The organism is Streptomyces sp. Z26, assembly GCF_003665095.1.
Lineage (GTDB): Bacteria > Actinomycetota > Actinomycetes > Streptomycetales > Streptomycetaceae > Streptomyces > Streptomyces phytohabitans.
Map to the genome: position 1 here is coordinate 3760233 of NZ_RCHV01000002.1, position 17106 is coordinate 3777338.

Below are 17106 nucleotides of genomic sequence, written 5' to 3' on the forward strand. Positions count from 1 at the left end.
AACATCCTGGACCTCAAGGACGGATTGATTTCGATGTCGAACGGCATGCAGGACGAGCGCCTCCGCGAGTATCTGAGGCTTGCCACCGGCGAATTGCAGCAGACCCGGCGGCGTCTGCGTGAGGTCGAGGACAAGCATCAGGAGCCGATCGCGATCGTTGGGATGGCGTGTCGTTTTCCTGGTGGTGTCGGGTCGCCCGAGGATCTGTGGGGTTTGGTGGCCGGGGGTCGGGACGCCGTCTCTGGTTTTCCGGAGGATCGCGGGTGGGACTTGGAGCGGGTGTACGACCCGGACTCTGCTCGGGACAACACCAGCTACGTCAACGAAGGCGGATTCCTGCACGGCGCGGGTGAGTTCGACGCCGGTTTCTTCGGTATCAGCCCGAACGACGCGCTGGTCATGGATCCGCAGCAGCGGTTGTTGCTGGAGACGTCGTGGGAGGCGTTGGAGCGGGCCGGGATCGATCCGACGGCGTTGAAGGGCAGCGCCACGGGTGTGTACGCCGGTCTCGTCTACCACGACTATCCCGGTGCGTCGGCGCAGGGGGCTCTCGTTTCGGGGCAGGTGTCGTACTGCCTGGGTTTGGAGGGCCCGGCGTTGACGGTGGACACGGCGTGTTCGTCGTCGCTGGTCACGGTGGATCTGGCGGCTCAGTCGTTGCGCGCGGGCGAGTGCTCGCTCGCGCTGGCGGGCGGCGTCAACGTGATGTCGACCCCGACCACGTTCGTGGAGTTCAGCCGCCAACGGGGCTTGTCCTTGGACGGCCGTTGCAAGTCCTTCGCGGCGGCCGCTGACGGCACCGGCTGGGGCGAGGGCGTCGGCATGTTGGTGTTGGAGCGGTTGTCGGACGCGCGGCGGAACGGGCACCCGGTGCTGGCGGTGGTACGGGGAAGCGCGGTCAACCAGGACGGCGCTTCCAACGGCATCACGGCTCCTAACGGGCCTTCGCAGCGTCGGGTGATCCAGCAGGCCCTCGCCAACGCACGTCTCTCCGCCGACCAGGTCGACCTTGTCGACGGGCATGGTACGGGTACGACGTTGGGTGACCCGATCGAGGCGCAGGCGTTGCTCGCGACGTACGGCCAGGACCGTGTGGAGGGCGAGCCGTTGTGGCTGGGTTCGATCAAGTCGAACATCGGGCACACGCAAGCGGCCGCGGGTGTCGCGAGCATCATCAAGGTGGTCGAGGCGATGCGCCACGCCACCCTGCCGAAGACCCTGCACGTGGACGAGCCTTCTCCGCATGTGGACTGGTCTTCGGGTGGCGTGCGGCTGTTGACGGAGTCGCGTGACTGGCCTGCTGTGGAGGGGCGTCCGCGTCGTGCGGGTGTCTCGTCGTTCGGCATCTCCGGCACCAACGCGCACGTGATCATTGAGCAGGCGCCTGACACTCCGGCCGAAGTGTCGGCGGAGCGGCGGGAGTTGCCCGCCGTACCGCTCGTCGCCTCGGCTGGCACGGCCACGGCCCTCGACGCGCAGCTCGAAGGGCTCGCGGCCGTCGAGGAGGAAGCCCTCGACGTGGCGTTCTCGGCGGCGACGGAGCGTGCGGCGTTGGAGTTCCGTGCGGTGCGGGTCGGTGAGCAGACGGTGACCGGGTCGGTCGCCGGGGGGAAGACGGCGTTCCTGTTCACCGGTCAGGGCAGCCAACGGCTGGGTATGGGCCGGGAGTTGTACGAGACGTTCCCCGTCTTCGCGACCGCGTTCGATGAGGCGTGTGCGGTGTTGGACCCGAAGGTCCGCGAGGTGGTGTGGGGTGACGAGGAGGCGCTGGGGCGTACGGAGTTCACGCAGCCCGCGATCTTCGCGCTTGAGGTGGCGCTGTTCCGGTTGGTGCAGTCGTGGGGTGTGAAGGCGGACTTCCTGGCGGGTCATTCCATCGGTGAGGTGGCTGCCGCGCATGTGGCCGGGGTGTTCTCCCTCGAAGACGCGGGTCGGTTGATATCGGCGCGTGGCCGGTTGATGCAGGCGTTGCCGGAGGGGGGCGCGATGCTCGCCCTCCAGGCCACCGAGGAAGAGGTCGTCCCGCATCTGGGTGACGAGGTCGACCTCGCTGCCGTCAACGGGCCGTCGTCCGTGGTGGTTTCGGGTGGAGAGAAGGGTGTGGAGGCGGTCGCGGAGCGGTTCGCGGATCGTAAGCAGACCCGCTTGAAGGTCTCGCACGCGTTCCACTCGCCGCTCATGGACCCGATGTTGGAGGACTTCCGCAAGATCGCGGAGGGCGTCACGTTCAACGAGCCGACCATCCGTCTGACGAAGGACGTGGGTTCGGCCGACTTCTGGGTCCGGCACGTACGGGAGGCGGTGCGTTTCGCGGACGACGTACGGCACCTGGAGGCCGAAGGCGTCACCCGCTACCTGGAGTTGGGCCCGGACGCTGTTCTGGCCGCCATGGTCCGGCAGATCGCCGACGACGCCACGGCGGGCGCGGTGCTGCGCCGTGAACGTCCGGAGACCGAGAGCCTGTTCGCCGGGCTCGGCGCCCTGTGGACCGCGGGCGTACGCGTCGACTGGAACGCTGTCTTCGACGGCCGCGGCGCCCGCCGCGTCGACCTCCCCACGTACCCGTTCGAGCACAAGCGGTACTGGCTGAAATCAACTGGCCAAGAGGACGCCCCGTACCACCCGCTGCTGGAAGCCGCAATCGCTGTCGCGGGCTCTGACGAGATGGTGCTCGTGGGACGGTTGTCGGTCGGGGCACAGCCCTGGCTCGCTGACCACGTCGTCGCCGGCAACGTCATCTTTCCCGGTACAGGTTTCGTCGAGCTCGTCGTGCGCGCGGGTGATGAGGTCGGCTGCGGTCGTGTCGGCGAGTTGACCATCCACCAGCCGATGGTCCTCAGCCCACACGGCGCCACCTCCGTACAGGTCGTGGTCGGCGCCGGCGACGCGTCGGGCAGTCGCCCGGTGACGGTGTACTCGCGCGCCCAAGATGCGCTCGACCTGCCCTGGAACGAGCACGCCACCGGCCTGTTGACCGCCGGTGGTCAGGGCACCGGGAGTGACCTGACCGCCTGGCCCCCGCCCGGGGCCGAACCGTTGGACCTGGACACCGACAGCCTGTACGCCGAAATGGCCGGAGCGGGCATGCGCTTCGGGCCGACGTTCCGGGGCGTACGGGCTGGTTGGCGCCTTGGCGACGACGTGTACGCCGAGGTCAGCCCGCCGGAGGATATCGAGGCGGACGTGTACGGACTGCACCCGGCACTGCTCGACGCCGGCCTGCACCTGATCGCCCTGTCCCCCGCGGGTGCCGGGCAGACGGCCATGGTGCCGTTCTCCTGGTCGGGCGTGGAGTTGCACGCCTCCGGCGCTCGCGCTCTGCGCGTGCGCATCAGCTCTCGCCAGGACGGCGTGGTCGCCCTGGCTTTCGCGGACGAGACCGGTTCGCCCGTCGCGACGGTTGATTCGTTGATGTCGCGGCCCGTCGCGGACGTGCAGGCCACGGTGCGTACAGAGCCGCTGTACCGTGTCGCGCTCACCCCGGTGCCCGTGACCGCCGACGCCTCCGAACTGCCAGACGGCACCGAGGTCCTACGTGTCGTGGGAGGCACGGACGTGCGCGCCGCGCTGAACGAGGTGCTGGTGGCGCTCCAATCCGCTGAGGGCCGCCTCGCCGTGGTCACGCGCGGCGCCGTACCGGGTGAGGGGGAGGACGTCGCCGACCTGGCCGCCGCCGCCGTGTGGGGTCTGGTGCGCAGCGCGCAGACGGAGGACCCCGATCGCTTCGTGTTGGTCGATCTCGACCCCGGCACCGACACGGGTGCCGCCGAGGACCGGGGGGTCGCGCTGGCCCTGGCGTGCGGTGAGCCGCGCTGCGTCGTACGGGGCGACGCCGTGTACGCGCCTCGGCTCGCCCGCATGCCTGCGCTGACCGCGGGATCCGACGGCGCAACCGATCCCGTCACAGGGGCCGGCGCGTCCTTCGGCGACAGCGTGCTGATCACTGGTGGTCTCGGCATGCTGGGCGGGCTTGTGGCGCGGCACCTCGTTACCGCGTATGACGTACGCCATTTGCTGCTGACCGGTCGTAAGGGTGCCGAGACGCCAGGAGCGGCCGAGCTGGTCGATGAACTGACGGAGCTGGGCGCTCAGGTCGAAGTTGCCGCGTGCGACGTTTCCGACCGTGACGCGCTGGCCGGATTGCTCAAGGACCGCAGGCTCACTGGTGTCGTGCACGCCGCGGGTGTCTTGGACGACGGGGTCATCGGATCGCTGACGCCGGAGCGTCTGGACCGGGTGTTGCGCCCGAAGTCGGATGCGGCATTGCACTTGCACGAGCTGACCCGCGGCATGGACTTGAGCGCGTTCGTACTGTTCTCATCCGCGGCCGGTGTCATCGGCTCCCCGGGGCAGGGCAACTACGCGGCTGCCAACGCCTATCTGGACGCTCTCGCCCAGCACCGCAAAGCTCTCGGCCTGCCCGCGCAGTCCCTCACATGGGGCCCGTGGGCTACCGACTCGGGCATGGCGGGCCAGCTCGATGAGGCCGACCGCTCCAGGATGGGGCGAGGAGGCGTGCTGTCACTCACGGTCAACGAGGGACTTGAGTTGTTCGACGCGGCCGTCCGCGCGGACGAAACCGTGGCCGTGCCCCTGAAGCTGGACCTCGCGGCCGTACGCGCCGGTGGTGTCGTCCCCGAGCTGCTGCGTGGCCTCGTTCCCGTGGTGATGCGCGGTGCCGCCCAGACGGGTGCCGACGCGGACGGCCTGCGCGCGCGGCTGGCCGGACTGACAGCGGAGCAGCAGCTGGACACCGTGATGACTCTCGTCCGGTCCCAGGTCGCGACCAACCTCGGCTACGAGGGAGCGGAGGCCGTCGACCCGGACCGGGCGTTCCGCGACCTCGGGGTGGACTCCCTGGCCGCGATGGAGCTGCGTAACGGCCTGAGCCAGGCAACGGGCGTACGGCTCCCGGTCACCCTCGTCTTCGACTACCCGACGTGCACCGACCTCACCCGCCACCTCCTGGAGGAGGTTTCCGGCTCGGTGCACGGTGCTTCCGCTGCGGAGGTCGCGAAGCCGGGTGTCGAGAGCGACCCCATCGTGATCGTCGGTATGGCCTGCCGCTATCCGGGCGAGGTGAACTCGCCCGAGGATCTGTGGCGGCTGGTGGACGGAGGCACGGACGCCATCTCGCCGTTCCCCTCGAACCGTGGCTGGAACATGGGTCGGATCTTCGACCCGACCGGCACGCGACCCCGTACGAGCTACGTCGACCATGCCGGATTCCTGCACGACGCGGGTGACTTCGACGCCGCGTTCTTCGGTATCAGCCCGAACGAAGCGCTGACCATGGATCCGCAGCAGCGGTTGTTGCTGGAGACGTCCTGGGAGGCGCTGGAGCGGGCCGGGATCGACCCGACGGTGTTGAAGGGCAGCGCCACGGGTGTGTACGCCGGTGTGATGTACCACGACTACACGTACAACAGCAGCACCGGTGCCATCGCCTCCGGGCGGGTGTCGTACTGCCTGGGTTTGGAGGGGCCGGCGTTGACGGTGGACACGGCATGTTCATCGTCGCTGGTCGCCCTCGACCTCGCAGTCAAGGCGCTGCGCTCGGGGGAGTGCTCACTCGCACTGGCGGGCGGTGTGGCCGTGATGGCCGCACCCGACAACTTCGTGGAGTTCAGTGAGCAGAAGGGCCTGTCGCGCGACGGTCGTTGCAAGTCGTATGCCGCGGCCGCTGACGGCACCATCTGGGCTGAGGGTGTCGGCATGCTCGTGGTGGAGCGGTTGTCGGACGCGCGGCGGAACGGGCACCCGGTGGTGGCGGTGGTGCGGGGGAGTGCGGTCAATCAGGACGGCGCTTCCAATGGGTTGACGGCTCCCAACGGGCCTTCGCAGCGCCGGGTGATTCGGCAGGCGTTGGCGAACGCGGGGTTGTCGGCGTCCGATGTCGCTCTTGTCGAGGGGCATGGTACGGGGACGACGTTGGGTGACCCGATCGAGGCGCAGGCGTTGCTCGCGACGTACGGGCAGGGACGCCCGGAGGGCGAGCCGTTGTGGCTGGGTTCGATCAAGTCGAACATGGGGCACACGCAGGCGGCGGCGGGTGTCGCGGGCATCATCAAGGTGGTCGAGGCGATGCGGCATGGTGTCATGCCGAGGACGTTGCACGTGGATGAGCCCTCGCCGCACATCGAGTGGGACGCGGGCGACGTTGAGCTGTTGACGGAGTCGCGTGACTGGCCTGCTGTGGAGGGGCGTCCGCGTCGTGCGGGTGTCTCGTCGTTCGGCATCTCCGGCACCAACGCGCACGTGATCATTGAGCAGGCGCCTGACACTCCGGCCGAAGTGTCGGTGGAGCGGCGGGAGTTGCCCGCCGTGCCGCTGGTCGTGTCGGCGAAGTCGCGTGAGGCTTTGGACGCGCAGTTGGAGCGGTTCGGTGCGGTGGAGGGGGCCGCGTTGGACGTGGCGTTCTCGGCGGCGACGGAGCGTGCGGCGTTGGAGTTCCGTGCGGTGCGGGTCGGTGAGCAGACGGTGACCGGGTCGGTCGCCGGGGGGAAGACGGCGTTCCTGTTCACCGGTCAGGGCAGCCAACGGCTGGGTATGGGCCGGGAGTTGTACGAGACGTTCCCCGTGTTCGCTGCCGCCTTCGATGAGGCGTGTGCGGTGTTGGACCCGAAGGTCCGTGAGGTGGTGTGGGGTGACGAGGAGGCGCTGGGGCGTACGGAGTTCACGCAGCCCGCGATCTTCGCGCTTGAGGTGGCGCTGTTCCGGTTGGTGCAGTCGTGGGGTGTGAAGGCGGACTTCCTGGCGGGTCATTCCATCGGTGAGGTGGCTGCCGCGCATGTGGCCGGGGTGTTCTCCCTCGAAGACGCGGGTCGGTTGATATCGGCGCGTGGCCGGTTGATGCAGGCGTTGCCGGAGGGGGGCGCGATGCTCGCCCTCCAGGCCACCGAGGAAGAGGTCGTCCCGCATCTGGGTGACGAGGTCGACCTCGCTGCCGTCAACGGGCCGTCGTCCGTGGTGGTTTCGGGTGTGGAGAGGGCGGTGGAGGCGGTTGCGGAGCGGTTCGCGGATCGTAAGCAGACCCGCTTGAAGGTGTCCCACGCGTTCCACTCGCCGCTCATGGACCCGATGTTGGAGGACTTCCGCAAGATCGCGGAGGGCGTCACGTTCAACGAGCCGACGATCCGTCTGACGAAGGACGTGGGTTCGGCGGAGTTCTGGGTCCGGCACGTACGGGAGGCGGTGCGTTTCGCGGACGACGTACGGTATCTGGAGGCCGAAGGCGTCACCCGCTACCTGGAGTTGGGCCCCGACCGCGTGCTGGCCACCATGGTCGAGCAGACCGTCGACGGCGTGACCGCCGGAGCCACCCTCCACCGTGAACGTCCGGAGACCGAGACCCTGTTCGCGGGCCTCGGCGCCCTGTGGACCGCGGGCGTACGCGTCGACTGGAACGCCGTGTTCGACGGGACCGGCGCCCGCCGCGTCGACCTCCCGACCTACGCCTTCCAACGCCATACGTACTGGATCGAGTCCGGAACCGGACAGGAGACGACTGGGCATCCGCTGTTGGACACCGCAGTCGTCGTCGCGGGCGCCGATCAAACCGTGTTGACCGGCCGGCTGTCGGTCGGGGCACAGCCGTGGCTGGCGGAGCACACCGTCGCGGGCAACGTCATCTTCCCCGGCACAGGCTTCGTCGAGCTGGCCGTTCATGCGGGTGACGAGGTCGGCTGCGGCCGTATCGATGACCTGATCATTGAGACCCCGCTCGTCCTCAGCGCGAAGGGGGCCACGTCCGTGCAGGTCGTGGTCGACGCGGAGGACGAGTCGGGCCACCGCGACGTCGAGGTGTACTCCCGCCCGGAGGACGACCTGAATCAGCCGTGGCTCCGCCACGCCGCTGGCAAGGTCACCCCCGGTGCGGTCGGCATCGCCGACTCCGCAGCGCTGGCACAGTGGCCGCCGCCGCTGGCGGACGCGGTGGACGTGAGTGGCCTGTACGAGGCGCTGGCTGAGAGCGGGTTGGAGTACGGTCCGGCGTTCCAGGGGCTGAAGTCGGCCTGGCGACGCGGCGACGAACTGTTCGCCGAGATCGTGCTGTCCGGCGCCCCCGGCCTGTTCGGGCTGCATCCGGCCCTCTTGGACGCGGCTCTGCACACGATTCCGTTGCTGTCCGACGAGGAACGCGTCGTGCTGCCGTTCTCCTGGTCGGGCGTGGAGTTGCATGCCACCGGCGCCGCCTCCCTGCGGGTACGGGTGACGCCCACGGGCCAGGACCAGGTGAAGGTCGAAGCCGCGGACGGAGCGGGTCAGCCCGTGTTCTCCGCCGAGACCCTCACACTGCGCCCGCTGTCGGGGCAGTCAGTGACCCGTGTCGACTCGCTCTACCAGGTGGATTGGCTGTCCGTGACGTCCGCGGACGCCGCGATGCCGGAAGACCTGCACGTGTGGCATCCCGAGGGGAACAGCGACGGTGCCGGTGTACTGAGCACACTGCATTCCCTGCTCCAGCTGTTGCAGGAGGAGAGCGGCCCGCTGGCCGTGGTGACTCGCGGTGCCGTACAGGTCGACGATGAGGCCGTCACCGACCTGGCCGGTGCGGCTGCCTGGGGCTTGGTGCGTAGCGTTCAGGCGGAAGATCCCGACCGAGTGTTCCTCGTGGACGTGGCCGGTGTGCCCGACGGCGCCGAGAACGAGGCGATCAGGCTCGCGCTGGCGTCAGGCGAGCCGCAGGTGGCCGTACGGGACGGCAAGACGTATGTGCCTCGGCTGCGACCCGCCACGATCACGGAGGCCGAGCCGTCGTCGGTCTACGGCGACGAGGTGTTGATCACCGGTGCGTCGGGTTCCCTCGGTGGGCTGGTCGCCCGGCACCTGGTGAGGGAGCACGGCGTGCGCCGTCTGCTGCTCACCAGCCGCCGCGGCCCGGCCGCTCCAGGCGCCACGGGGCTGGTGGACGAGCTGACGGGTCTCGGCGCCGAGGTCGAGTTCGCCGCGTGCGACGTCTCCGATCGCGAGGCGTTGGCCGCCCTGCTCAAGGGACGCAGGCTCACCGGCGTCGTGCATGCCGCGGGTGTGCTGGACGACGGCCTGATCGCGTCGCTCACGCCTGAGCGGCTTGACCGTGTAGTGGTCCCCAAGGCGTTGGCCGCCCTCAACCTGCATGAGCTGACCCGCGACATGGACCTGGGAGCGTTCGTACTGTTCTCCTCGACCTCCGGTGTCCTCGGGGCGCCGGGCCAGGCCAATTACGCGGCTGCCAACACCCTGCTGGACGCGCTCGCCCAGCACCGCCGCGCCGAGGGCCTGCCGGCACAGTCCCTCGCCTGGGGCCTGTGGTCCACCGAGGCCGGTATGGGTGGTGAGCTGGCGGACGAGAACCGACAGCGTATGGATCGCACGGGCGTCGTCGGCCTCACCGCTGACGAGGGGCTGCGACTCCTGGACGCGGCGGGAGCCCTGGACAAGGCCCTGCTGGTGCCGCTGAGCCTCAACACCCAGTCGCTCGACCCGGCTGAGGTACCCGCGATTCTGCGAGGTCTGGTTCGTGGTTCGACACGGCGCGTGGTGTCGGCGGACAGCGCGGGAGGTGCTGATGGGCTTCGGCAGCGGATGGTGTCGCTTCCCGCTGACAAGCGGTACGACGAGCTGCTGCGGATCGTGCGTACGATCGCGGCAGGCATCCTCGGGCATGCCGGTCCGGGGGCCATCGAGCCGGAGCGTGCCTTCGGCGACCTCGGGTTCGACTCGCTGGGCGCGGTGGAGTTCCGCAACACCGTGAACGGGGAGACCGGGCTGCGGCTACCGCCCTCGCTGATCTTCGACTATCCCAACCCCAGGGTGCTGGCCGAATACCTCCTGGAGGAACTCGCGCCCGACGACGCCGACGGTACGGGTGACGAGGAGGAGACGGTACGCCGACTGCTCCAAACGATCTCCCTGAACCGACTGCACGACGCGGGAATCATGGACACCCTCCTGGAGCTCGCCGGTGCCGCGCCCGCGCGCGCCGTGGCCGAGGAAGCCGCTCCGGAGCAGGAATCCATCGACGCGATGGACATGGACGCCCTGATCAGCATGGCGCTCCAGGACACCGACCTGGACGACGCGACGCGAGAAGCCTGAGGACACGATGGCGGAGAACGACCAGAAACTCGTGGCGGCGCTGCGCGCGTCGCTCAAGGAGACCGAGGAACTGCGCGCACGCAACCGCGCGTTGCAGGCCGCCTCGCGTGAACCCATCGCGATCGTGGCGATGAGCTGCCGTTACCCCGGCGCCGACTCGCCCGAGGAGTTGTGGCGTCTGGTCGCCGACGGGCTGGACGCCGTGTCGCAGTTCCCGACCGATCGAGGTTGGGACGAAGCCGCGATCTACGATCCGGAGCCGGGACGGCCTGGCAAGACGTACTCGCGCGAGGGCTCGTTCCTGCACGACGCGGCTGATTTCGACGCGGAGTTCTTCGGTATCAGCCCGAACGACGCGCTGGTCATGGATCCGCAGCAGCGGTTGTTGCTGGAGACGTCGTGGGAGGCGTTGGAGCGGGCCGGGATCGACCCGACGGTGTTGAAGGGCAGCGCCACGGGTGTCTTCGCCGGGATGATGTACCACGACTACACGTACAACAACAGCTCCGGCGCCATCGCCTCCGGCCGTGTCGCGTACACCCTCGGTCTCCAGGGCCCGGCGGTCACGGTGGACACGGCGTGCTCGTCGTCGCTGGTCGCCTTGAACTGGGCGATCCAGTCGCTGCGTTCGGGCGAGTGCACCCTCGCACTCGTGGGTGGTGTGGCGGTGATGGCGACGCCCGATACCTTCATCGAGTTCAGTCACCAGCGCGGCCTCGCCTCTGACGGTCGTTGCAAGTCCTTCGCGGCGGCCGCTGACGGTACCGGCTGGGGTGAGGGTGTCGGCGTGCTCGTGGTGGAGCGGTTGTCGGACGCGCGGAGGCACGGGCATCCGGTGCTGGCGGTGGTGCGGGGTACGGCCACCAACCAGGATGGCGCCAGTAATGGCATGACGGCTCCCAACGGGCCTTCGCAGCGCCGGGTGATCCAGCAGGCCCTCGCCAACGCACGTCTCTCCGCCGACCAGGTCGACCTTGTCGAGGGGCATGGTACGGGTACGACGTTGGGTGACCCGATCGAGGCGCAGGCGTTGCTCGCGACGTACGGCAAGGACCGTGCGGGGGGCGAGCCGTTGTGGCTGGGTTCGATCAAGTCGAACATGGGGCACACGCAGGCGGCGGCGGGTGTCGCGGGGATCATCAAGGTGGTCGAGGCGATGCGGCATGGTGTCATGCCGAGGACGTTGCACGTGGATGAGCCCTCGCCGCAGGTCGACTGGTCTTCGGGCGGGGTGCGGCTGCTGACGGAGGCTCGTGAGTGGCCTGCTGTGGAGGGGCGTCCGCGCCGTGCGGGTGTCTCGTCGTTCGGCATCTCCGGCACGAACGCGCACGTGATCATCGAGGAGGCCGTGCCCACGGCGGAGTCGGGCACCGGGGAAGTGGCGGCACCGTACTCCGTAGCCGACCGGTTGCTGTGGCCCGTCTCCGCTCGTAGCCAGGAAGCCCTGCGTGCCCAGGCCGAGCGGCTGCACACCCACGTCGCACAGCGGCCGGAACTGCCCCCGGCGGACGTCGGCCTGTCCCTCGGCGTCGGCCGCGCCGCGCACGAGCACCGTGCGGTGATCGTGGCGAAGGACCGTACGACGCTGCTGGCAGGTCTCGAGGCGCTGGCAGAGGGCGACACGGCACCGGCGGTCGTCACGGGCAAGAAGCACGAGGGCAAGACGGCGTTCCTGTTCACGGGGCAGGGGAGCCAACGGCTGGGTATGGGCCGGGAGTTGTACGAGACGTTCCCCGTGTTCGCGTCCGCGTTCGACGAGGCGTGTGGGGTGTTGGACCCGAAGGTCCGTGAGGTTGTGTGGGGTGATGAGGAGGCGCTGGGGCGTACGGAGTTCACGCAGCCCGCGATCTTCGCGCTTGAGGTGGCGCTGTTCCGGCTGGTCGAATCCTGGGGCGTACGGCCGGACTTCCTGGCGGGTCACTCCATCGGCGAGGTGGCCGCCGCGCACGTGGCCGGGGTGTTCTCGTTGGAGGACGCGGGTCGGTTGATATCGGCGCGCGGACGTCTGATGCAGGCGCTCCCGGAGGGTGGCGCGATGCTCGCGCTCCAGGCCACCGAGGCCGAGGTCGCCCCGCACCTGGGTGACGAGGTGGGGTTGGCTGCCGTCAACGGGCCGTCGTCCGTGGTGGTTTCGGGTGGGGAGAAGGCCGTGGAGGCGGTCGCGGAGCGGTTCGCGGACCGTAAGCAGACGCGGTTGAAGGTCTCCCACGCGTTCCATTCGCCGTTGATGGACCCGATGTTGGAGGACTTCCGGAAGGTCGCGGAGACGGTCGCCTTCAACGAGCCGACGATCCGTCTGACGAAGGATGTGGGTTCGGCCGACTTCTGGGTCCGGCACGTACGGGACGCGGTGCGCTTCGCGGACGACGTACGGCTCCTGGAGTCCGAAGGTGTGACGCGTTACCTGGAGTTGGGTCCGGACGCCGTCCTGGCCGCCATGGTCCGGCAGACCGCCGACGACGCAACCGTCGTGGCCGCCCTGCGCCGTGACCGTCCCGAGGCCGAGCTTCTGCTCACCGCGGTGGCCCGACTGCACGTCGCGGGTTCCTCGCCCGACTGGCCCGCCTTCTACGCGGTCCACGGCGCCCGCCGCGTCGACCTGCCGACCTACGCCTTCCAGCACCGTCGGTACTGGCTGGCGGAACCGCTGGAGGTCGGGGGCGGCAATGCGGCGTCGATGGGCCTCACCTCCTTCGACCACCCACTGGTGAACGCCGAGACGGTCGTGCCCGGCGCCGACATGGTGGTCTTCACCGGGCGCCTCTCCACGGACACCCACCCCTGGCTGGCCGATCACGTCGTGCTCGGCGCGACGCTGCTGCCCGGTACGGCGTTCGTCGAACTAGCCGTACGCGCGGGCGACCGCATCGGTTGTCGTGCCCTGGATGAACTTACGCTGCACGCGCCGCTGGTCCTCCCGGAGGGCACCGGCGTACGGCTGCGGCTGGTCGTCGGCGCCCCCGTCGACGACGACGGTCGCCGTCCCGTGACCGTGCATTCCCACTCTGAGGACGGTGACCACGAGCCTGCGTGGACGCTGCACGCCGAGGGTGTCCTGGGGCCTGACGCCGCCGCCCCGGAGCGCTTCGACGTGACGCAGTGGCCGCCCGACGGCGCCGCCTCCCTCACCGGGAGCGGCGTGTACGACGGTCTCGTCGACCTTGGATTCGAATACGGCCCGGCCTTCCAAGGGCTCAGGGGCGCATGGAAGTCCGGCGGTGAGACGTTCGCGGAGGTGGTATTGGACGACGAGGTCGACGCCGAGCGGTTCGTGCTGCACCCGGCGCTCCTCGACTCGGCCCTGCACGCGTTGATGCTCGACGCGGGTGAGGACGACGGGCCGTCGCTGCCGTTCGCCTGGAAGGGGGTCCGCGTTCACGCCGCCGGTGCCAGGGCGGCACGCGTACGACTGACGCCACGTGGTGAGAGCGGTATGGGGATCATCCTCGTCGACTCCGACGGTCGCTCCGTTCTCTCCGTGGATTCCCTGGTGTCGCGTGAGGTCTCGGCCGAGCAACTCGCGTCGGCCGGTTCCGGGCCCGCCGACTCGCTGTTCCACATCGACTGGAGCCCGGTGGCCGCGACCGCCGACGCGTCCGACACGGAGTGGACGGTCGTCACCGACCTCGCCGAGCTGACCGGGGACGTGCCCGGCACGGTCGCGCTGGAACTGTCCCCCGGTACCGGCGATCTCGCCGCGGATGTCAGAGCGGTCAGCGGCACGGTGTTGCGCGCGGTGCAGGACTGGTTGGCGGAGGAGCGCTTCGCGGGCCGTCGGTTGGTCGTGGTCACCCGTGGCGCGACCGACGGCACCGACCTGGCGCAGGCCACTGCCTGGGGTCTCGTACGGGCCGCGCGGGCGGAGGACTCCGAACGCTTCACGCTGTACGACGCCGATCCCGGCACCGATGCGGCGGCCCGTGTCGACGAGGCTTTCGCACGTGCGGTCGCCTCCGGTGAGCCCGAGCTGCGTATCCGCGGTGGTGCGCTTCAGGTGCCGCGTCTGGCACGTGCCGGGACACCACCCTCGGGAGCGGACGCACCCGCCTGGGATCGAGCGGGCCCTGTGCTGATCACCGGCGGTACGGGCGGGCTCGGCGCGCTCGTCGCCCGCCATCTCGTGGTCGAGCACGGCGTCCGCGACCTCTTGCTGACCAGCCGTCGTGGCCCTGCGGCGGAGGGTGCGGAGGAGTTGCGACGGGAGCTGACCGGGCTGGGGGCCACCGTCGAGATCGCCAAGTGTGACGTGGCGGACCGTGAGGCAGTACGGGCCCTGTTGGCCGGTCGCGCGCCCGGTTCCGTCGTCCACACGGCCGGTGTACTGGCCGACGCGATGATCTCCAACCAGACGGAGCACGGCTTCGAGCAGGTGTTGCGACCCAAGGTCGACGGAGCTCTGCACCTGCACGAGTTGACCCGCGGCCACGATCTCGCCGCTTTCGTCCTCTTCTCGTCGTCCGCGGGCGTGCTCGGCTCGGCCGGGCAGGGGAACTACGCTGCGGCCAACACCTTCCTGGACGCGCTTGCTGTGCACCGTCGTGCCGAGGGGCTGCCCGCGCAGTCCCTCGCGTGGGGATTGTGGGGCGATGACGGCGGCATGGGGGGCGCCCTGGCCGATGCCGACCGCCGCCGTATGGCGCGCCAGGGTGTGCCCGTGCTGACGTCCGTCGACGGCCTCGCGCTGTTTGACGCCGCGTGCACCCGTCCCGAGGCCGTACTGGTCCCGATGGGACTCGACCTGCGAGTGCTGCGGAGCGGCGACGCCGGGGATCTCCCGGTGCTGCTGCGCGGTCTGGTGCCCGCCACCAGGCGTCGTGCAGCGGGCGGTGATCCGGAGGTGTTGCGGCGCGAGCTGGCAGCGATGTCGGCCGAGCGGCGTGAAGAGGCCGTGCGCGACCTGGTGCTCACCCTCTCCGCGACGCTGCTCGGGCACGCCGGACCGGGCGACGTGGACCCCGACCGTGACTTCCTGGAGTCCGGCTTCGACTCGCTCAGCGCGATGGAGCTCCGCACCTCGCTGAACACCGCCACCGGCCTGAGCCTGCCGCCGATGGCGGTGTTCGACAACAAGAATCCGACGCACCTCGCGCGCGCCGTCGTGGAACATCTGGAGTCGGGGTCCGTCGCCGTCCCCGAGACGCGTACGGACACCGCCGACGACGTGACCGATATGTTCCGGCAGGCCATCGCGGACCACAAGACGCAGGAGGGGCTGAACCTCATGGCGTCGGTTGCGGCGCTGCGGCCACGCTTCGCCACCGTGGAGGAGTTGGAGCACAAGCCGCAGGCCGTACGAATGGCCGATGGCCCCGCCCGTACCCGACTCATCTGCCTGGCGACACCGATGGCCGTCGGCGGTGTGCACCAGCACGCGCGGCTCGGCGCCGAGTTCCGGGAGGTGCGGCCCACGTACGCGATGCCGCTGCCCGGCTTCGCCGCGGGTGAGCCATTGCCGGACTCCGTCGAGGTGCTGTCCCGCGTGTTGGCGGACGCGGTGCTGGCCGCTGCGGACGGTGAGCCGTTCGTGTTGCTCGGCTACTCCTCGGGTGGGATCATCGCCCACATCCTCGCCCGCTACCTGGAGGAGCTGGGTGGCCCCCGGCCCGCCGGCCTGGTCCTCGTCGACACGTTCCGCGTCGAGGACACCGCGATGAAGGTGGGCCTCAACCAACTCCTGCGGGAAGTGCTGATGATGGAGGACACCTTCGGGCGGTACGATGCCGCGCGACTTTCGGCCATGCGCCAGTATTTCGATGTGCTGGGCGGCTTCGACCCCGTGAAGCTGGATGCCCCGGCTCTGTTCGTCCAGGCGTCCGAGCCGTTCGTCGCGCCTCCCGAGGGAGTCGACCCGGCCGACATGCGGGCACGGCCGTGGGACCCGGATCATGTGCTGCGCACCGTCGAAGGCAACCATTTTTCGCTCGCGCAGGAGCAGGCTTCGGTGACTGCACGCACCATCGACGAGTGGCTGGGGACGCTCGACTGACCGGTCTCATGTCGGCACCGGCCCGGTGCCGACACCCTCAGGGGCCCCACGCCGCACGCGCGCGGGGAAGCGCTGCCGAGAACACGAACTTAGGTGACTGAAGAGATGTCCACGACGCCCACGGTCAAGGGGACCATCCCTTTCCGGGAGCACAAGACCTGGTTTCGCGTGAGCGGACGATCCGATGAGGGCCGTCCGGCGCTCGTCGTCGTGCACGGAGGCCCCGGCAGCACGCACGACTACCTGATCGGCCTCTCCGTCTTCGCCGAACGCGGCTGGAACGTCGTGCACTACGACCAGATCGGGAGTGGCGGCTCCACGCACCTGCCGGATGCCGACCCGGAATTCTGGAACCCGCAGTTGTTCTTCGACGAGCTGGACAACCTGCTGCGTACTCTCGACATCACGGACTACGTCCTCTTCGGGCAGTCCTGGGGCGGCCTTCTCGCGGCCTGGCACGCCTCGACCCGTCCGCCAGGGCTGCGTGGCCTGGTCATCGCGGACTCGCCGGCGTCCTACCCGCTATGGCTGTCGGAGATGAAGGTGCTGCGCTCGCAGCTGCCGCCCGGCGTGGACGAGACGCTGCTGCGTCATGAGGCGGCGGGTACCACCGAGAGCGACGAGTACCGCGAGGCGATGCAGGTCTTCTACGCCAGGCACGCCTGCCGGCTCGACCCGTGGCCGCCGGAGCTGATGGCGACCTTCATCGAGGCGAACTCCGATCTGACGGTGTACAGCACCATGAACGGCCCCAACGAGTTCCATGTCATCGGCAGCCTGCGCGACTGGGGTGTGATCGAGTACCTGCCCTCGATCGACGTGCCGACGCTGATCCTCTCCGGTCGATACGACGAGGCCACCCCGGTCACCGTGCAGCCCTACAAGGACCTCATCCCCGACTCCCACTGGGAGATCTTCGAGGAATCCAGTCACGTCCCCCACCTCGAGGAACCGGAGCGCTTCTACCAGGTGCTCGGCGCATATCTTGACAAGGTCGGCGCGAACGGCGCTCCGACCACGACGGTGAACGGAGGCTGAGC

At 69.4% G+C, this 17106-nt stretch carries 3 protein-coding genes; all 3 read left to right on the forward strand.

All coding sequences use genetic code 11. The features are described 5' to 3' along the window. Window positions 1–33 precede the first annotated feature (33 nt). The 3 genes from D7M15_RS16870 to D7M15_RS16880 all read left to right on the forward strand — a co-directional run bounded on the left by D7M15_RS16870 (window position 34) and on the right by D7M15_RS16880 (window position 17104). Window positions 34–10080: a type I polyketide synthase gene (locus D7M15_RS16870; RefSeq protein ID WP_121518279.1), complete on the forward strand. Its 10047-nt coding sequence runs from the start codon at window positions 34–36 to the stop codon at window positions 10078–10080. Between the two features lie 7 nt (window positions 10081–10087). Then, complete coding sequence (locus tag D7M15_RS16875) at window positions 10088–16066, forward strand: type I polyketide synthase (protein WP_121518280.1); 5979 nt, start codon at window positions 10088–10090, stop codon at window positions 16064–16066. A 105-nt stretch (window positions 16067–16171) separates the two neighbouring features. Further along, window positions 16172–17104: a proline iminopeptidase-family hydrolase gene (locus D7M15_RS16880; protein ID WP_121518281.1), complete on the forward strand. Its 933-nt coding sequence runs from the start codon at window positions 16172–16174 to the stop codon at window positions 17102–17104. The last annotated feature ends 2 nt before the right edge of the window (window positions 17105–17106 follow it).